The 18,246-nt window shown below is 53.2% G+C and carries 14 protein-coding genes; 6 read left to right on the top strand and 8 right to left on the bottom strand.

All coding sequences use genetic code 11. The annotated features are described in order from the left end of the window. Positions 1 to 20 precede the first annotated feature (20 nt). The 4 genes from K6958_RS01760 to nirB form a co-directional block, all read right to left on the bottom strand. Positions 21 to 2,750 carry an autotransporter outer membrane beta-barrel domain-containing protein gene (locus K6958_RS01760; protein ID WP_249893087.1) on the bottom strand — a complete coding sequence of 910 codons (2,730 nt, stop codon included), beginning with the start codon at positions 2,748 to 2,750 and terminating at the stop codon, positions 21 to 23. A 537-nt stretch (positions 2,751 to 3,287) separates the two neighbouring features. Continuing rightward, positions 3,288 to 4,658 carry a siroheme synthase CysG gene (cysG, locus tag K6958_RS01765; protein WP_249893088.1) on the bottom strand — a complete coding sequence of 457 codons (1,371 nt, stop codon included), beginning with the start codon at positions 4,656 to 4,658 and terminating at the stop codon, positions 3,288 to 3,290. 117 nt (positions 4,659 to 4,775) lie between these two features. Further along, positions 4,776 to 5,105: a nitrite reductase small subunit NirD gene (nirD, locus tag K6958_RS01770; RefSeq protein ID WP_249893089.1), complete on the bottom strand. Its 330-nt coding sequence runs from the start codon at positions 5,103 to 5,105 to the stop codon at positions 4,776 to 4,778. Then, a complete protein-coding gene (gene nirB / locus K6958_RS01775) occupies positions 5,102 to 7,645 on the bottom strand; it encodes a nitrite reductase large subunit NirB (protein ID WP_249893090.1) in 2,544 nt (847 codons plus the stop codon). Before nirB ends, nirD begins: the two co-directional genes overlap by 4 nt. A 227-nt stretch (positions 7,646 to 7,872) precedes the next feature. Between nirB and K6958_RS01780 the strand changes: the two genes are divergently transcribed. Continuing rightward, positions 7,873 to 9,159: a cytosine deaminase gene (locus K6958_RS01780; protein WP_249893091.1), complete on the top strand. Its 1,287-nt coding sequence runs from the start codon at positions 7,873 to 7,875 to the stop codon at positions 9,157 to 9,159. Positions 9,160 to 9,375: 216 nt separating this feature from the next. On the opposite strand, the gene tsgA is transcribed toward K6958_RS01780, so the two are convergent. Beyond that, on the bottom strand, positions 9,376 to 10,557 hold the full coding sequence (gene tsgA / locus K6958_RS01785; RefSeq protein WP_249893092.1) for an MFS transporter TsgA: 1,182 nt from the start codon (positions 10,555 to 10,557) through the stop codon (positions 9,376 to 9,378). 274 nt (positions 10,558 to 10,831) lie between these two features. Between tsgA and ppiA the strand changes: the two genes are divergently transcribed. The 5 genes from ppiA to argD all read left to right on the top strand — a co-directional run bounded on the left by ppiA (position 10,832) and on the right by argD (position 14,197). After that, positions 10,832 to 11,404, top strand: a complete 573-nt coding sequence (ppiA, locus tag K6958_RS01790) for a peptidylprolyl isomerase A (RefSeq protein WP_249893093.1) — start codon at positions 10,832 to 10,834, stop codon at positions 11,402 to 11,404. A gap of 98 nt (positions 11,405 to 11,502) precedes the next feature. Next, positions 11,503 to 11,673, top strand: a complete 171-nt coding sequence (locus tag K6958_RS01795) for a YhfG family protein (protein WP_249893094.1) — start codon at positions 11,503 to 11,505, stop codon at positions 11,671 to 11,673. Further along, positions 11,663 to 12,256, top strand: a complete 594-nt coding sequence (locus tag K6958_RS01800; protein WP_249893095.1) for a putative adenosine monophosphate-protein transferase Fic — start codon at positions 11,663 to 11,665, stop codon at positions 12,254 to 12,256. Before K6958_RS01795 ends, K6958_RS01800 begins: the two co-directional genes overlap by 11 nt. 40 nt (positions 12,257 to 12,296) lie before the next feature. Beyond that, positions 12,297 to 12,884: an aminodeoxychorismate synthase component II gene (locus K6958_RS01805; protein ID WP_249893096.1), complete on the top strand. Its 588-nt coding sequence runs from the start codon at positions 12,297 to 12,299 to the stop codon at positions 12,882 to 12,884. An 89-nt stretch (positions 12,885 to 12,973) separates the two neighbouring features. Then, positions 12,974 to 14,197: a bifunctional acetylornithine/succinyldiaminopimelate transaminase gene (gene argD, locus K6958_RS01810; RefSeq protein WP_249893097.1), complete on the top strand. Its 1,224-nt coding sequence runs from the start codon at positions 12,974 to 12,976 to the stop codon at positions 14,195 to 14,197. 30 nt (positions 14,198 to 14,227) lie between these two features. Here the strand turns inward: argD and K6958_RS01815 are convergent, their stop codons facing one another. From K6958_RS01815 to K6958_RS01825, 3 genes are all read right to left on the bottom strand, one after another. Next, positions 14,228 to 16,303 (bottom strand): YccS/YhfK family putative transporter, encoded by a 2,076-nt coding sequence (locus K6958_RS01815; protein ID WP_249893098.1) that lies wholly within the window; start codon positions 16,301 to 16,303, stop codon positions 14,228 to 14,230. Positions 16,304 to 16,364: 61 nt separating this feature from the next. Next, positions 16,365 to 16,997: a cAMP-activated global transcriptional regulator CRP gene (gene crp / locus K6958_RS01820; RefSeq protein ID WP_017803012.1), complete on the bottom strand. Its 633-nt coding sequence runs from the start codon at positions 16,995 to 16,997 to the stop codon at positions 16,365 to 16,367. A 304-nt stretch (positions 16,998 to 17,301) separates the two neighbouring features. Next, complete coding sequence (locus tag K6958_RS01825; RefSeq protein WP_249893099.1) at positions 17,302 to 18,171, bottom strand: phosphoribulokinase; 870 nt, start codon at positions 18,169 to 18,171, stop codon at positions 17,302 to 17,304. Positions 18,172 to 18,246 lie beyond the last annotated feature (75 nt).

Below are 18,246 nucleotides of genomic sequence, written 5' to 3' on the forward strand. Positions count from 1 at the left end.
CTGTTTACTCTATCTTTGTACTAGAAAGCGTAACTGACCTGTAGAATGCCAAACATCTCAATATAATTGGCGGACCCTCTCTGCTGGCTGATTTCTCCGCTCAGCTGCAAATTCGGGACAGGCTGTCCTGTTACTCCCACCTTGATTTCTACACTCTCTTTAGCGCCGGACTGCTGATTACCGCCGTTATTCATGTTTACCCCAAAAGCGCGGCTGTTATGAAGCCAGTTCGCTTCCAGCCAGGGGCGGAAAGCCGTTGCCTGCGCAGTAGCTGTTGTGCTGGCCATCCAACTGCGCAGGCCGATACGTGCAAGAATATTTCCGTCGCCCGTTCCCTTGACCCGGGTGCCGTAAATTTCATTCATGGCTTTGTCTTTTACATCCATGAAAACAGCCTGAGCATGCGGCTCCAGCCAGAATCTGAAGTTCTGATACTGTCCTGCCGGCTGAATATAGCCCGCCTCCAGTGCTGCGCTAAAGCCTTTTAACCGATACTTCTCGCTGGGCAAGCCTTCACCGGTTACATAACTATCGAACCAGTTATATTGTAGCCAACTATCCAGCCATGCGCCCTGCTGACGGTTTTGGTCATTAAACCAGCTACCATAAACGCCCATACTGTATCCATTGATCTCAGCTTTTGAGCGGTAGCCTGTAAGCGTGGAACGTGTTTTATTATGGTTATTGCCATAGCCTGCCATCATGCCTACATTTGAGCTGCCCTGGCTGTTTTCCCATTGCGCGATATCACCACCCATCTGCAAAACATAGCTGTTACTTTTTGTTTTTAGCTGTCCGCTGATATCGGTAAAACGAGCATGGCCTCCACCCTGGCGCAGCCAAAAAGATGACATGCGCGCTTTATCTGATGGGGTCCGCTGCCCTGACTGACGACCGTACATGCTGGTGATAAATAATTTATTCGCTGCGGCCAGGTTGGCGATATAGCTGGCACTTTCCGGTCGATAGGCACGGATGCGCGACTCGTCAGTATTGCCGTTGTTGCCGCCGCCGTTGTCGCCGTTGTCGCCGTTGTCGCCGTTGTCGCCGTTGCCATTATCGGGCGGGGGGGGTTCTTCTTCCAGATAAGAAACCAGATACCAGTTTTTATCTTTCTGCCTTAAGAAATAATCATACAGACCCGCTGTCGTTCTTCCCTGTTGCGTAAAGATACCATTGGAGGTGCCATTAACTTCGATCAGCAAAATGCCGTTATCGGTTTCAGCGCCGTTTCCGGCGATTTTCTTAATAGTTAACTGCGTATTGCCTGAAGTATTGCCTTTAACGATAATGCGATCTGATGCGGAACCGTCCCCAGCAAGCTGTGTATTCATTACAATTTTGCCATTGTCCCCGTGATAGTCACCATCAATGGTCAAGGTTTTAAATGTGTCGGGCAAAAATTCCATTGAAGATGAACTGAGCGTCAGCGTATTTAAGTGGCTATCGCCGTTAATCTGCCACCGACTGTTATTTCCGCTTAGGGAAAGTTCTATTTCTCCCATGTCTGCCTTATTAATAGCGCTCAAAAGGTATGAATTGTCGGTAAGCTCCAGATTAATTTCCCCCTTCTCGGTGGCGTAAATATCACCATAAGCAACAAGCTGGTGATTTTTTAAAGTTGTTTCACCTAAAGAATGGATTGCAAAAATATTCGCTGGCTTACTGGCCTGCGCTGTGCCCAGCGTTGTGTTGCCATTCAGCTCTGTTTTGGCATTTTCTCCAGTATAGATAAAATAAAGCGGGCTGGAATGATAAGAGTCGTCAGTAAATTTAATATCAAGATCGCCATTCACTTTAAGACTGCTTCCGCTGGCATTTGAAATACCACGACCTGTTACGCCATCTGCAACTTTAATTAAAATAGAGGTATTTCCCGTTTCGCCGATGGCATCAGCCTGCTGGCTGATGCCATTAGCAAACTCATGCGCCGCCTCTACATAGAGAATAATGTCGTCTACTTTGAAAGTAGAACCCTGTTCATTAAGTATGCCGATCACGCCCGGTGAATTTTCATCCTGAACGCGCAGATTAACATTATTCATCGTCAGCTGAGCGCTTTCGCTAGTCGTTGAGCTCTCCAGCCGGTGAGTGTTAACAATCCCAGCCGTAAAATATTTCCTTGAGGCTGACGAGGTCACCGTTATATCACTATTGCCGGTAATATTCATTACGGAGCCTGCTGCATTAGTGATGCCGCTGGCTAAATAGCGGTGTCCTGTAGTTTCATCTTCCCCAGCGTTGACAACGATATAGACATTCTCCGCTGTTAGCGTAGAGGCATTATTGGCCAACAGTCCGGCATTAAAATGTTTTCCCTCCTGTAGATTAATGCTGGTTAAACCTTTCAGATTAACTGAACTGCCGCTATCAGCATCAACGCCGTGTTGATTGTTAATACCGTTAACCGTCAGGTTATTGGCGGTGAAACGTCCCTGAGATTTGATGCCGATAACGCTGTTTTTTTTTGTTTCCGGTACCGTTTTGGATGACGTTACCTTTGAGCCATTGCCCAAATCAAGCGATGAATTGCTACCGCTAACAAATATGGTACTGTAGCCGTTATTGTATTCGCCGCGATCGTCAACCGTAATCGCTCCCTGAACGATCGCCGTCTGCCCCAGGCTGACGTCCAGCTTATCTTTTACCGAGCCATCTTCAAGGATAACTGTGTTAGCCAGCGCAGAACCAGACGCTAATGCCAGCGTTATATGGATGGCGATTAGTTTTCTCTTTTTCCGTATGTGCATTTTATCTTCCTTAATTATTTGCTTCCACTATTCAAAATAATCGGCGCGGAGAAGGGTGATCAATAAGGGTGTAGGCGTATTAGCATGCAATATAATGCTCCGCGCAAGGGGAGTTATAGTCATTCTCTCATGAGTTAATAGGTTGAATTAATTTATGCTTTATCCACATACGCGAAAGCATGATGGTTGCCATATAATGACCGCTGTACAATCTCGTTAATAATAAATACCTACCTGTATTTAAATGGAGATCGTACAGCAATTTAAAGGAAACTAAAGGATTTATCAAAACATCTATGGGCTGATTAAAAAGCATTTTTGTTTCAATTAATACAAACTAAATATTCTTAATAACCATTTAACTGATAGAGAAATGTCTGAAAATAAAAATTATTGAAGGAGGGGGGTTATTTTATGATTACGCTGACCGGATTTTTCCTGATTGGCACCAGCTGCACGCATTAATATAAAAGATGTTTTCAGAAAATGGGGTTAACCGGGACGCTTTAATTGTATTTTTCCGGTTAACCCTTTTTATTAAGAAGAGAACCAGTTCAATTTTTCACGCAGCGCAACCACTTGCCCAACGATAATCAGGCTGGGGCTGACCACCTGCGTCGCCAGGCTCTCCAACTGGGCCAGTTCACCGCTAACTACGCGTTGACGTGTGCTGGTGCCATTCTCAACCAGTGCGACCGGCATCGACGCCGGCATGCCGTGCGCCTGCAACTGCCGCTGAATTTCACCCGCCTGCGCTAGCCCCATATAAAACACCAGCGTTTGCTGTTCCGTCGCCAGGTTGGCCCAGTCCAGCTGGTAATCCTGTTTACGATGCCCGGTAACAAAGCGCACGCTGTGTGAATAATCGCGATGGGTTAACGGGATGCCGCTATAGGCGGAGCAGCCGGAAGCGGCGGTAATACCGGGCACCACGGAAAAGGGGATATTGCTACCCTGCAGTGCCTCCAGTTCTTCGCCGCCGCGCCCAAAGATAAAGGGATCGCCGCCTTTCAGACGCACCACGCGTTTTCCACGCTGCGCCTGCTCCAGCAGAATCTGATTGATCTCCTCCTGTGGGACGCAATGATGACCGGCGCGCTTGCCGACAAAAATTTTTTCCGCATCACGACGCGCCAGCTGCAACACTTCATCAGAGACCAGCCGATCGTAAACCACGATATCCGCCTGCTGAATTTGCTGTAACCCTTTCAGAGTTAATAGCCCGGCATCGCCCGGTCCGGCGCCGACCAGTACCAGCTCACCGCGTTTATCCAGCGGCTGGTTAAACAGCTCATCGGTTAAGGCGGTTGCCCGTTGGGTATCATTATTCGCCAGCGACTGCGCCAGACGATCGCTGACAAACAGCTTTTCCCAGAAGCGACGGCGCTCAGCGCCGGTAGCGTACTGCGCTTTCACCCGCTGGCGCAGCGTGCCGGCCAGCGCGGCCAGTTTGCCTAAATGCTGCGGCAGCAACGCCTCCAGTTTTTCCCGCAGCAGACGGGCCAACACGGGCGCGCGTCCGCCGGAGGAAACGGCAATCATCAACGGAGAGCGATCGATAACTGAAGGCATAATCGCGCTGGCCTGCGCGGGCGCATCCACCACGTTACAAAACAGACGCCGCGCCTCCGCTGCCTGGCTAACATGCTGATTAACCTGTTCATCGCTGGTGGCGGCGATCACCAGCCAGCACTCATCTAGCAGCTCGGGAGAAAAAGGCCGATGCAGCAGGGTCGCCTCGCCAGCCTGCTGCCACTCATAAAACGGCGTGCTGAAATCGAGCGCGCATACGCGTAGCTGTGCGCCGGCATCCAGTAATAATCGGGCTTTACGCGCAGCGACTTCGCCGGCGCCCACCAGCAGACAGGCTCTGCCACGTAGCTGACAAAAAAGCGGTAGGTAATCCATGGTGTTCCCCCGGTTTGCCGGTTTTTATCGTAATGATTCGCAGGTGATGCGGCGCACAGGGTGCGCCGCGGGTAGGAAAATAACTGCTTTTTAACGGAGCTGCGCTGAATATCGGCCTTAATCGCAGGCGACTTCGACCTGACCTTCACGCACCCGCACCGGCCAGCTGCGTACAGAACGACTGGCGTCTTCCATGCAGAGGCCATCGCGCAAACGGAAGCGCTGTTTTTTAAGCGGGCTGGCGACCCACAGATCTTGTTGATGCTCAGCAATAATCCCACGTGACAGCACGCTGGCCTCGGCAAAGGGATCGATATTGCTGATGGCATACAGCTCTTCATCCGCACGCGGGCGGAAAATCGCCACCTGTTCGCCATCAACCAGAGCACAAACGCCGGTAGCAGGCAGGATCGCTTCTAATTTACAGACGGTTTGCCAGCGGCTCATGCCTGTTCCTCCTCTTCAACCAGTTTGATCGCGATACGCTCGTGCGGACGCGCCGGACGATGCTGACCACGCTCTTCAACTATTTGCACCAGCGGATCGCGCTGGGTGCTATTGATGAAGTGAGTGAAGCGGGTCTGTGCTTCAGGGCGCTCAAGAGTGGCTTTCCATTCACAGATAACACGGCTGCGTAGCTGGGCCATATCATTTTCCAGCTGCTCGTTCAGGCCTAGCTTGTCGTCAATAACAATGTTGCGTACGTAATTGATGCCGCCTTCCAGACTTTCCAGCCAGGTCGATGTGCGCTGCAGCTTATCCGCGGTGCGGATATAGAGCATCATAAAGCGGTCGAGATAGCGTAACAGCGTCTCTTTATCAAGATCGGCCGCCAGCAGATCGGCATGGCGCGGTTTCATCCCGCCGTTACCGCAGACGTAAAGGTTCCAGCCTTTATCGGTAGCGATGATACCGACATCTTTGCCCTGTGCTTCAGCACATTCACGCGTACAGCCAGAGACGCCGAATTTCATTTTGTGCGGGGTACGGATGCCTTTATAGCGGTTTTCCAGCTCGATGCCGAAGCCGAGGCTGTCGCCAACGCCATAGCGGCACCAGGTACTGCCGATACAGGTTTTCGCCATGCGTAACGCTTTCGCGTAGGCGTGACCGGTTTCAAACCCGGCGTCAATCAGTTGACGCCAGATAGCCGGTAAATCATCTTTCTGCGCGCCGAACAGACCGATACGCTGCGAGCCGGTGATTTTGGTATACAGATTATACTGGCGTGCAACCTGCCCAATCACCATCAGCCCTTCAGGGCTGATCTCGCCGCCCGGCGAACGCGGGATCACTGAATAGGTGCCATCTTTCTGGATGTTGCCGAGGAAATTATCGTTGCTGTCCTGCAACGGCGCATGCTCGGGTTGCAGGACATAGTCGTTCCAGCAGGAAGCGAGCAGCGAGCCGACGGTGGGCTTACAGACTTCACAGCCGTAGCCTTTACCATATTTTTTCAGCAGCTCATCGAAGCTCTTAATTCCTTCCACGCGGATCAGGTGGTAAAGCTCCTGACGCGACCAGGCGAAGTGTTCACACAGATGGTTGTTCACTTCGATGCCCTGGCGGCTCAGTTCGGCGTTCAGCACCTGAGTAACCAGCGGGATACAGCCGCCGCAACCGGTACCGGCGCGGGTTTCCGCTTTGATGGCGGCAACGGTATGGCAACCTTTCGCCACGGCCTGGATGATATCGCCTTTCGAAACATCGAAGCAGGAACAGATCTGCGCGCTGTCCGGGAGCGACTCCACGCCCAGCGCAGGTTTTTCGCCGCCGGCATGTGCGGGCAGGATTAAGCTGTCCGGATGCTCCGGCAGTTTGATTTGGTTAAGCACCAGCTGCTGCAACTGGCCATAGTCGCTGGTATCGCCTACCAGCACTGCGCCCAGCAGGTATTGATTATCCGGGCTGACCACCAGGCGTTTATAAACGCCGCTTTGCTCGTTCAGATAAACGTAGCTGCGCGCCCCTGGGGTACGGCCATGCGCGTCGCCGATACCGCCAACGTCAACGCCCAGCAGTTTCAGCTTGGCGCTCATATCCGCGCCGCAGAACTGATTCTCACGGCCCAGTAAATGATCGCTGGCGACCTGCGCCATTTTATAGCCTGGCGCAACCAGCCCGAAAATTTTCTCATTCCAGGCCGCACACTCGCCGATGGCGTAAATATCCGGATCGGCCGTCTGGCAAACATCGTTAATCTGGATGCCGCCGCGCGGACCGACCGGCAGTTCGCACTGACGAGCCAGCTTATCCTGCGCGCGGATACCGGTAGAGAACACGATAAAATCGACATCCAGACTGGTGCCGTCAGCAAACTCCAGCGTTTTACCCGGCGTATGGTGAACAATATTTTTAGTATTTTTGCTGGTATGAACGCGCACGCCCATCTGTTCTATTTTCTGGCGCAGCTGACCGCCGCCTTGCACATCAAGCTGCTCAGCCATTAGCACCGGAGCGAATTCGATAACGTGCGTTTCAATGCCGAGGTTTTTCAGCGCGCCGGCCGCTTCCAGACCCAACAGACCGCCGCCGATGACCGCGCCGCTTTTACTGCGACGCGCGCATTCTTCAATAGCGTTCAGATCTTCAATGGTGCGATAGACGAAGCAGTCCGGGCCGTCAGATCCCTGAATCGGCGGGATCCACGGCCAGGAGCCGGTCGCCAGAATCAGCTTGTCATACTGAACGGCGCGACCGCTGCTGGAGTGAATCACTTTTTCCTGACGGTTCAGGGTGATTGCACGTTCGCCAAGCAGTACGCGGACGCCATGTTTTTCGTAATAGCCTTCACGGACCAGCGAAAGTTCGTCAGCGGTATGATGGGAAAAGTATGCGGAGAGATGGACGCGGTCGTAAGCCACGCGGGGTTCTTCACAGAAGACGGTAATTTCGAACTGGCCCGGTTCGGCTTTATCGATCAGTTCTTCAATGAAGCGGTGGCCAACCATGCCATTACCAATGATGGCGAGTTTGACAGTGCTCATTTTTGCCTCAAAATTGATCTAATTGGCGCCACAATAGCGCGATTATTAGCAAGCTTATTGATGTGCATCAATTGTGAAGCAAAATACTCCTTTGGGAGTATGTAGCTGAATTGTGGGGAATTTTTAGGAAATTAAGTAATATCTGTAACTTAGCCTGTTCGGGTTTGTCCTGGCCACTTTAATCCGTGGTAGCCTGAATCCTCCCCATTTATCCTCTGGAGCCCGGCATGCTTTCTACTGAACTGCAATGGATTAATCATCTGCGTTTGCCCCAGCGCGAAGGCTTGTGGCAGATTGAAATCGCTGGCGGGAAAATCGCCGCTATCAGGCCGCAGCCACAGCTAGCCGATCATCACCCTAACGTGTTGGATGCGGAAGGCGGCCTGGCGCTGCCTCCTTTTGTCGAGCCTCATATCCATCTTGATACCACGCAAACCGCCGGCGAACCCGCCTGGAACCAGTCCGGTACGCTGTTTGAAGGCATTGAGCGCTGGGCCGAGCGCAAAGCGCTGCTGTCTCCGCAGGATGTGAAGCAGCGGGCCGCCCAAACGCTAAAATGGCAAATCGCCAACGGTATTCAGCATGTGCGTACCCATGTAGACGTTTCCGATCCCAGCCTGACCGCGCTGAAAGCGATGCTGGCGCTGAAGCAGGAGATGGCCGCGTGGATCGATATACAGATTGTCGCTTTCCCGCAGGAGGGTATTCTTTCTTATCCTGACGGCCAGGCCTTGCTGGAAGAGGCGCTTCGGCTGGGTGCCGATGTGGTGGGCGCCATTCCGCATTTTGAATTTACCCGTGAATATGGCGTGGAATCTTTGCATATCGCCTTTGCGCTGGCGCAGAAGTATCAGCGTCAGGTGGACGTTCACTGTGATGAAATTGATGATGAACAGTCACGCTTTATTGAGACCGTAGCGGCGTTGGCGCACCGGGAAAAGATGGGGGCGCGCGTGACGGCCAGCCATACGACGGCTATGCACTCTTATAATGGCGCTTATACCTCGCGTTTGTTTCGACTATTGGCGCTCTCAGGCATTAATTTTGTTGCAAATCCGCTGGTGAATATTCACCTGCAGGGGCGCTTTGATGATTATCCCAAACGACGCGGCGTTACCCGGGTAAAAGAGCTGCTGGAGGCGGGCATCAATGTCTGCTTCGGTCATGATGATGTATTTGATCCCTGGTATCCGCTCGGCACCGCCAGCATGTTACAGGTGTTGCATATGGGCCTGCATGTTTGTCAGCTGATGGGCTATAAGCAAATAGATCAGGGCCTCAATCTCATTACCCATAACAGTGCAAAAACGCTACAGCTGGCCGACTACGGCATTCAGGTTGGCAACAGCGCCAGTCTGATTATCCTGCCAGCGGAAAACGGCTTTGATGCAGTTCGGCGTCAGGTGCCCGTACGCTATTCAATACGTCAGGGAAGGGTGATTGCCGCCACCGAACCGGCGCGTACGCAGGTCTGGCTGGATGAGGCGGAAGAGGTGAATTTTAAACGTGATTAAGAAGGCCAGCGCCAACGCAACTAAGGTTCCGTCGGGAGAAGGGTAACGGAGCCTGCGCGGGGAGCCCGGGTCGATCGTAAAGACGCAAAAAACGTCATGCCTGACTGCTCGGTCCGCGCCGTCCATGGCGCGGGACGCTTTACTCTTCTGCCTGGGCTCCCCGCGCCTTAAGTTTATTTGCCGTCTGCGAGCGGAACATCGTTCCGCCGGTAAAAATTAATGGTCGGCGTGACCATACTGACGATGTTTGGTCACAAAGCCCAGCAGCAGACACATCACAAACACCACCGCATACAGACCGTTCGCGGTAAACAGCGCGGCATGCGCGCCGCCTTTCGCCACAATCGGGCCGGTAACGACAAAGGTCAGCATGGTGCCAACGGTGCCGCAGGTCAGAATGAAGTTGACCAGTTTCGGCGAGGAAACGCGAGTTTGCTGCGAACCGAGCGTAATGATGGTGGTGTAAATCGCGCTGGAGAAGAAACCAAGCCCGATAATAATCCACTTCAGCATTCCCGCATCGCTGCTGCTGACAAACCAGTACATCAGCAGCGTCGCCAGCGCAGCCAGCACCATCAGGATGCGTTGCAAATCAAAGAAGCGCAGCACGAAGCTAAATACCCACATGCCGATCATATAGGAGGTCCAGAAATTCCCTACCAGCTGGCCGGCAGCGCTAATGTCCATGCCCATGGTTTTCGTCGCGTATTCCGGCACCCATGAGATAAAGCCCAGCTGGCCCAGGATATAGCAGAGCGCAGCAATGGAGAGCAGCAGCACGCCAACGCCCCATTTTTCTTTGGCCACCGGCTGAGCATTAGGTTGCTTCTTGCCTAAAATCGGGAAATCGACCGTCAGCGTCAGAACAAAGATCGCCAGATAGATAACCCCGATACAGACATAAACCCAGTACCAGGGCAGGTGACGCGCCAGCAGCATACCCGCGATAACCGGGAAGATGGTCCCCGCCATGCTAAAGAAGGAGTCGGTAAACAGCAGACGTGATCCGCGCTGACGTCCTTCATAAAGATGGGTAATCAGGAAGGTACCGATCGACATCGTAATACCGCTGACTACGCCCAGGACGAACATGCATAGCGAGAAAACGCTCAGGCTGTGGCTGGTCATCAGGCCCAGGACCGCCAACACCATCAACACAAAGCCGAAAATCAACTGACGCTTCAGCGGCACGATTTCCATCAGCCAGGCGTTCAAAAATACTGCCGCCAGAATACCGGTGTTGAGGAAAGTGAAGGTATTGCTCATCTCAGAAACCGGAAGCTGGAAATAGTTAGCGATATCGCCTAAAACCATCCCGGTAACAATTACCAGTGCGCCGGTGAGCGCATAGGAAAAGAAACTGATCCACGTCAGTCCAATGCGGTTACGATTAGTCATAGTTGGGGAAACCTTGAGCCAAAGGGCCTGGCTGAAGCAGCGCAGGAGTCGTCGACGGGAGTGTAAAGAAATTTCAGTCACGATCAAACTAACGATGAAATCACTTTCATTCATTTCACCAATAATGTGATTTAAATCACCCTTTACTGCTCTGACGTTAACGTTTGCCTACGACGTGAGTTTACGTAAATAAAGGTAAAACGCTGGCTCTTGTATGGCAGGCTATTTACAATCAATTTCGTTTAGATTTTGTGGCCTCAGTAAGGAACTATTCATGGTGAAACGTACTTTGACAGCGGTCGCGGCACTTTTGGCGCTGTCCACTTTTTCTGCCTCTACATTCGCTGCGCAGGGCGATACGCACGTCCTCCTGACCACTTCAGCCGGTAATATCGAGCTTGAACTGAACAACCAGAAAGCGCCGGTCTCAGTTAAGAACTTTGTCGATTATGTTAACAACGGTTTCTATAACAATACGACTTTTCATCGTGTGATCCCGGGCTTTATGATTCAGGGCGGCGGCTTCCTGACGGATATGCAGCAGAAACCCACCAACGCGCCGATTAAAAACGAAGCGGACAACGGCTTGCGTAATACCCGCGGCACCATTTCGATGGCGCGTACCGCGGAAAAAGACAGCGCCACCAGCCAGTTCTTTATTAACGTTGCCGACAACGCCTTCCTCGATCACGGACAGCGTGATTTTGGCTATGCCGTATTTGGTAAAGTGGTAAAAGGCATGGACGTAGCCGACAAAATTTCTCAGGTGCCGACTAAAAATATCGGGCCTTATCAAAATGTTCCCAGCAAGCCGGTGGTTATCCTTTCCGCCAAAGTCCTGCCGTAATTTTCTTGCCGTCGCATCTGCGGCGGCACGCCAGCCTTCCTGCAGAGCGCTAATTTGCTGCTTATACTTAGGTCACTCTTTCTTTGACCGGAGGCAGTATGCCAACAAAACTGACCGAAAAGCAGAAAGCCACCTTATGGCAGCGGCGGCGCAACGCTAATTTTCTGGCCAGTAGCAAACTGGAAGGCTTATCTTTTGCGGAAGTGACGCTGGATGCTGAGCAGGCCGAACAGCGCTTAGAAGCATTACGGAGGCAATATGGCGGCTAACGCAATGAACGGGCGCGATCCCTACTACTGGCAAAACGACGATGTGCTGCGTAACCGTCTCGATTTGCATGATGCCGCTCAGTTGCAAAAAGCGGAAGCGGCATTTACCTCGCTGCGGGCAGCGACCATCGAACTGGGGCCGCGCAACCTGGGCTTTCCTTATCTGTGCGCCATTCATCGTACGCTGTTCCAGGATCTTTATGACTGGGCTGGCGAGATCCGCGAAATCGATCTCTACCTCGGCAATACGCCGTTTTGCCACTTTGAATATATCGAGAAAGAGGGCAACGCCCTGATGGACGCGCTTGAGGAAGAAAACGGCCTGGCCGATCTCCCTTTTGAGCAATTTGTGGCAAGGCTGGCGCACTATTATTGCGAAATCAATATGCTGCATCCGTTCCGCGATGGCAACGGCCGCGCTCAGCGTCTGTTTTTTGAACAGTTAATTATTCATGCAGGATATGACATTGACTGGAGTAAGACAGAACGCGAAGCCTGGTTGCGGGCGAACGAAGAGAGCGTGAATGGTGATTTGCAGGGGCTGACCGATATCTTTAGCAACGTAGTGAGCGAGCCGAAGTAAGCGCGTAGAATAGCGGCGTTTTAGTCAGCCCGGAGTAAAAATGCTGCTGCTTATTGATAACTACGACTCTTTTACCTGGAACCTATACCAGTATTTCTGCGAGTTGGGAGCGGAAGTACTGGTGCGCCGCAACGATGAGATTACACTGGCGGAGATGGAGGCGCTGCCGCTAACGCATCTGGTGATCTCTCCTGGGCCCTGTACGCCCGATAAATCAGGCATCTCTCTGGAGGCTATCCGCACCTTTGCCGGACGGCTGCCGCTGCTCGGCGTTTGCCTGGGGCATCAGGCGCTGGCGCAGGTATTCGGCGCGCGTGTTATCCGGGCGCGTCAGGTTATGCACGGTAAAACTTCCGCCGTTGCTCATCAGCAGCGTGGCGTATTCGCCGGACTGGCGCAGCCGCTGACCGTCACGCGTTATCACTCGTTGATTGTGGAAAAAGAGACGCTGCCAGCCTGCCTGGAAGTGACCGCCTGGAGCCTGCGCGACGGTCAGCCGGATGAAATCATGGGGTTACGACATAAAACGCTGGATGTGGAAGGCGTGCAGTTCCATCCGGAAAGCATCCTGAGTCAGCAGGGGCATCAGCTACTGGCTAATTTCCTGCGCCGCCGGCCGGGCGCTTAATACCTTCGCATAATTCCGTTTGACTTATTATGCATATTTTATGATTATTTTTTCACAGATGGCTAACGTAAAATTAAATGAGGTAGCGAATGGCAGCGGAAAAAATGGCGGTTACGCGGGAAACCTTCGACAAAGTGATATTGCCTGTTTATGCACCAGCGCAGTTTGTGCCGGTTAAAGGCAAAGGCAGCCGGGTATGGGATCAGCAGGGCAAGGAATATATCGATTTTACCGCCGGGATCGCCGTAACCGCGCTGGGCCATTGCCATCCGGCACTGGTGGAAGCGCTAAAAACTCAGGGGGAAATGCTGTGGCATACCAGCAACGTTTTCACCAACGAGCCCGCGCTGCGCCTTGCCAGCAAGCTGATTGACGCCACTTTCGCCGAACGGGTGTTTTTCGCTAACTCCGGCGCCGAAGCCAACGAGGCCGCATTTAAGCTGGCGCGTTATTATGCCGCCACGCGCCACAGCCCGTATAAAAGCAAAATCATCGCCTTCCATAACGCTTTCCATGGCCGCACGCTGTTTACCGTATCGGTCGGCGGACAGCCGAAATATTCCGATGGCTTTGGCCCGAAGCCGGCCGATATTGTCCACGTTCCCTTTAACGATCTTGCAGCGGTGAAGGCGGTGATTGACGATCACACCTGCGCCATCGTGGTCGAGCCGATTCAGGGCGAAGGCGGCGTAGTGCCGGCAACCCAGGAATTTATGCAGGGGCTGCGCCAGCTATGCGATCAACATCAGGCGCTGCTGGTGCTGGATGAGGTACAGAGCGGAATGGGACGCAGCGGTAAGCTGTTTGCCTATCAGCATTACGGCGTGCAGCCCGATATCCTGACCTCGGCGAAAGCATTAGGCGGCGGCTTTCCGATTAGCGCCATGCTGACTACCAACGAGATCGCCTCGGCGATGGCGCCGGGCGTCCACGGCACTACCTATGGCGGTAATCCGCTGGCCTGCGCCGTGGCGGAAGCAGCGTTGGATACGATCAATACGCCATGGGTACTGGACGGCATTGAACAGCGGCGTCAACGTTTTGTTGAGGCGCTGGAAGCGATTAACGCCAAACTGGATCTGTTCAGCGAAATTCGCGGTAAGGGATTGCTGATCGGGGCGGAGCTTCAGCCGCAGCATAAGGGCAAAGCGCGCGATATTCTTAACGCCGCTGCGGCCGAAGGGCTGATGATTTTAACTGCGGGCAGCGATGTGCTGCGCTTTGCGCCTTCGCTGGTTATTCCGCTGGCGGATATTGGCGAGGGTATGGCGCGTCTGGCCAGGGCCGCCGATAAGGTGTTGAATCCGGCCTGATTCAGGGGCGCGCCCGCGGCAAGGGCGCGCTTATCTTTTCCGTAGGCGGCGCACCAGCCATTTGCCATGGTGCGGCCGCTGGCTCCATGCCAGTGACGAAATAGTATGCATCACGGAAAGGTGCTCAAGGATACGCTTTACGTGGCGCTCCATAATGGTTGTCGGCCCTTCCTGATTGTCTGATTGCGCTTCCAGAATATTGGTCTGCTGGCCAGGTCCGTCGTAGGCCAGCCGCTGCTGGCAGCGCTGCAGCGCAATTTCGCACGATTGCAGATAGCTTTGCGCCAGCGTAGGAGGCAGCATGGTGTGCTCGCGCGCCAGAATGGTCATCGCGTTAATATGCTCAACAATAAACTGGCTGTGCGTGACCCAAAGTTTCATATCCTTCAGATATCGCGTATTAAAGGCGGGTTCCTGCATCGCCTGACTCAGGGAATTAAACAGCGCGTTGTGCGCCTGATTCACCCGTACCCGCTGCCAGGCCAGCTTCTGCGGCGACGCCTCATTTCCCAGCAGCATTTGTAACGCTTCCTGATAGGCTTCCAGTGCATCATGCGCATTCTGCCGCAATAGCCCGCTTTGCCATTGCGGCCATAGCCAGACCATGCCGCCAAAAGCGATGCAACACCCCATCAGCGTATCCATCAGGCGCGGCAGCAGAAAATGCGCGCCGTTCAGCGACAGCAGCTGCAGTGAATAGACGCCGGTAAGGGTAAAACCGATGGTCGCCCAGCCATAATATTTACGGATAAACAGATAGCTGACCAGAGTAATCGCCAACATGATCACCAGCACTAATGACTCCGGCACCGCAAAGTGCAGCGCTGCCGCGGCAATAATCAACCCGGCCAGCGTACCGAGCGCTCGGTGTTGGATACGCACGCGCGTGGCGCTGTAGCCGTTCTGGCTGACAAACATAATCGTCATTAAAATCCACCACGGCTTCGGCACGTTAAAGGTTAGCGCCAGCACGCTGCCGAACACCAGCATCACCGCAAAGCGTGCCGCGGTACGCAGGGCAGAGGATTTCAGTGACAGATAGCTGCGCAGGGCGGGAAGCAGCGGCAGCTGACGCTGGCGATCGGCCATCAGGTCGCGTCGATAGAGCGGACGTTGAGTACGCAGCACACGGGCGATGCGGCTGAAATGGTAATAACAGAAGTGGCCGACCGGATTTTCCGGATGCTGACGCGCAATTTTTTCCAGACCCAGCAGCGGCTTTTCCATTGTGAAACGTGACGGCAGCCGATGATAAAGCAGGTCGTCCGCCAGTTCGCGCAGCCGTGCGGCAATAGTTTGTGCATTCCAGCGGATCACCGCTTCCGCATGGCTTTGCTCTACCAGCTTTTGTACTTCCTGCGGCTGATGCAGGCTGACAGCGATATGCTCCTGCAGATCGAGCGCGACCTGAAACGCACGCATCAGATGGCGATGGCTGTGATCGCGGTTGGCGGCCAGCATATGCATTTGCTGATAACAGGTATTAATCAGATCGACGGCTTTTTGCTGACGCGCCAGCAGCGGCGGCAGCGCTTTTTCCGGATCGGTAAGCTGCGTTAGCAGGGTATATTTCGCTTCGCAGTAATCCGCCAGTTCGTGGTACAGCAGGCTGAGCGTTTCGCGCATAGGCTGCTCTTTCCACAGCCGGAACCAGAACCAGTTAAACAGCCCATACCAGAAGGTGCCGCCGATATAGAGCAGCGGCGGTCCCCAGATGGGCATATTGCCCACCAGACCGAGGGTAAAAATGGCGGCAATCAATGAAGCGGGCAGCAGGCGGGCATGAAGCGGACCGATTTCCCCGGTCACGCCCAGTACTAACGCCATGGCGAACAGCGTAACGGGTAGCGGCACCTGCTGTAACGATAGCCATTGAAGCAGGAAACTGCTAAAAGCAAACAGCGCACCGCCAACGATAAGGCGCTTAAAGAAACGCCGATGCGGCGTATCCAGACCGGCAATATTGCAGCAGGCGGGAACCAGCGAGAAGAGTAGCCCTTTTTGTAAATCGCCCAGCAACCAGCCAAAGGCTACCGGTAAACAGAGCACCAGCGTTTGACGCAGCGCGTAGTTCACTTCGGGATGGTAAATAATTCTCCGCCACATACTACATCACCAAAATAGACACGGCGTGATGCCAGGCATCACGCCGTGTCTTCAGCGTAGCTTAACGGGTGCCGTAAACGACAATCGTTTTACCGTGCGCGGAGATCAGATTTTGATCTTCCAGCATTTTCAGAATACGACCTACCGTCTCGCGTGAGCAGCCAACGATCTGGCCGATCTCCTGACGGGTAATCTTGATTTGCATCCCGTCCGGGTGCGTCATCGCATCCGGCTGTTTGGCAAGGTTAAGCAGCGTTTGGGCAATGCGGCCGGTAACGTCAAGGAAAGCTAAATTGCCTACTTTCTCTGAAGTTACCTGTAGGCGACGCGCCATCTGTGAAGAGAGACGCATCAAAATGTCAGGATTCACCTGAATCAGCTGACGGAATTTTTTGTACGAAATTTCGGCTACTTCACAGGCGGTTTTCGCTCGTACCCATGCACTACGTTCCTGGCCTTCTTCAAACAGGCCAAGCTCGCCAATGAAATCACCCTGGTTAAGATAGGAAAGGATCATCTCTTTGCCTTCTTCATCCTTGATCAGTACCGCAACCGCACCTTTTACGATGTAATAGAGCGTCTCGGCCTTTTCACCCTGATGAATCAACGTGCTTTTTGATGGATATTTGTGAATATGGCAATGTGACAGGAACCATTCGAGTGTAGGGTCTGTTTGCGGTTTGCCGAGAACCATTCGCTATTATCCTCTGTTGTAATCGTGCCCTAAATACAGGGGGCAGTTTTCCCTGTCAGGCGTTGAAATCTTCAAGCGTTTCCTGCTGGAAATTATGCAGGCAACTGCGAGGCTTAAGGGCGTGCAGTCGTCCCGTTCTCGTTTCATCGAACGAAAATATTACAGCTTTGTTTGTAGCACAGCTTTATCTTACTGTCTCCTGTTGTCTCGCTTCAGCTTGTGCTGAATCGGACAATTGCCGTTTAGCTGTTGAAAGCCCAGGCAGGCAATTCGCTTACTTATCTGAAGACAGAGAATAGGCAGATTATTCGATTTTTTTGCCTTCAATCAGGCGTTTCACTAACGGCAGCATAATCAATTCCATTGCCAGCCCCATTTTCCCGCCGGGCACCACCAACGTATTGATATGTGAAATAAACGAACCCTGCAGCATCGCCAGAAGATAGGGGAAATCAATATCTTCCAGGCCGCGGAAATGGATTACTACAAAGCTTTCATCCAGCGAGGGGATCGCGCGCGCGGCAAAGGGATTCGACGTGTCCACGGTGGGCACGCGCTGAAAGTTGAGATGGGTGCGGGAAAATTGCGGCGTGATGTAGTTAATATAATCTTCCATTGAGCGCACCACCGAATCCATTACCGCTTCGCGTGAGTGGCCGCGTTCGCTGGTATCGCGTACCAGTTTTTGAATCCACTCCAGATTGACGATAGGCACCACGCCAACCAGCAAATCCACCTTTTCCGCCACGTTATGCTGTGGCGTGACGACGCCGCCGTGCAACCCTTCATAAAACAGGATATCCGTGGGTTCCGGCAGCGGCTGCCACGGCGTAAAGGTGCCGGGCACCTGATTCCACGGCACCGCTTCGTCATAGGTATGCAGATATTTACGCGACTGGCCGCGGCCGCTTTCGCCATATTCAACAAAGGTCTGTTCCAGCAGGCCGAAGTCGTTGGCCTCCGGTCCGAAGTAGCTGATGTGCCGGCCCAGATCGCGCGCCTTGCGGATCGCCATATCCATTTCCGGGCGCGTATAGCGATGGAAACTGTCACCTTCCAGCTCGGCAGCGTGCAGGTTAAGCTGCTGAAAAATTTTACGAAAGGCAAGACTGGTGGTGGTGGTTCCCGCTCCGCTGGAGCCGGTCACCGCGATAATCGGATGTCTGGCTGACATAAATACTCTCTGGGTAAAATCGGGCGATGAGCATTGTTAACACGTTTCGGCCTGCAGTGTCATTACCGTGCGCGC

Origin of the sequence: Mixta hanseatica, from assembly GCF_023517775.1 — a bacterium.
Taxonomy (GTDB): Bacteria; Pseudomonadota; Gammaproteobacteria; order Enterobacterales; family Enterobacteriaceae; genus Mixta; species Mixta hanseatica.

Coding starts and splice junctions, on each gene's coding strand:
- nirD (WP_249893089.1), bottom strand. CDS start 5,105: ATGAGCCGCTGGCAAACCGTCTGTAAATTAGAAGCGATCCTGCCTGCT.
- tsgA (WP_249893092.1), bottom strand. CDS start 10,557: ATGACTAATCGTAACCGCATTGGACTGACGTGGATCAGTTTCTTTTCC.
- nirB (WP_249893090.1), bottom strand. CDS start 7,645: ATGAGCACTGTCAAACTCGCCATCATTGGTAATGGCATGGTTGGCCAC.
- cysG (WP_249893088.1), bottom strand. CDS start 4,658: ATGGATTACCTACCGCTTTTTTGTCAGCTACGTGGCAGAGCCTGTCTG.
- K6958_RS01815 (WP_249893098.1), bottom strand. CDS start 16,303: ATGTGGCGGAGAATTATTTACCATCCCGAAGTGAACTACGCGCTGCGT.
- K6958_RS01825 (WP_249893099.1), bottom strand. CDS start 18,171: ATGTCAGCCAGACATCCGATTATCGCGGTGACCGGCTCCAGCGGAGCG.
- K6958_RS01805 (WP_249893096.1), top strand. CDS start 12,297: ATGCTGCTGCTTATTGATAACTACGACTCTTTTACCTGGAACCTATAC.
- K6958_RS01760 (WP_249893087.1), bottom strand. CDS start 2,750: ATGCACATACGGAAAAAGAGAAAACTAATCGCCATCCATATAACGCTG.
- K6958_RS01795 (WP_249893094.1), top strand. CDS start 11,503: ATGCCAACAAAACTGACCGAAAAGCAGAAAGCCACCTTATGGCAGCGG.
- argD (WP_249893097.1), top strand. CDS start 12,974: ATGGCAGCGGAAAAAATGGCGGTTACGCGGGAAACCTTCGACAAAGTG.
- crp (WP_017803012.1), bottom strand. CDS start 16,997: ATGGTTCTCGGCAAACCGCAAACAGACCCTACACTCGAATGGTTCCTG.
- K6958_RS01780 (WP_249893091.1), top strand. CDS start 7,873: ATGCTTTCTACTGAACTGCAATGGATTAATCATCTGCGTTTGCCCCAG.
- ppiA (WP_249893093.1), top strand. CDS start 10,832: ATGGTGAAACGTACTTTGACAGCGGTCGCGGCACTTTTGGCGCTGTCC.
- K6958_RS01800 (WP_249893095.1), top strand. CDS start 11,663: ATGGCGGCTAACGCAATGAACGGGCGCGATCCCTACTACTGGCAAAAC.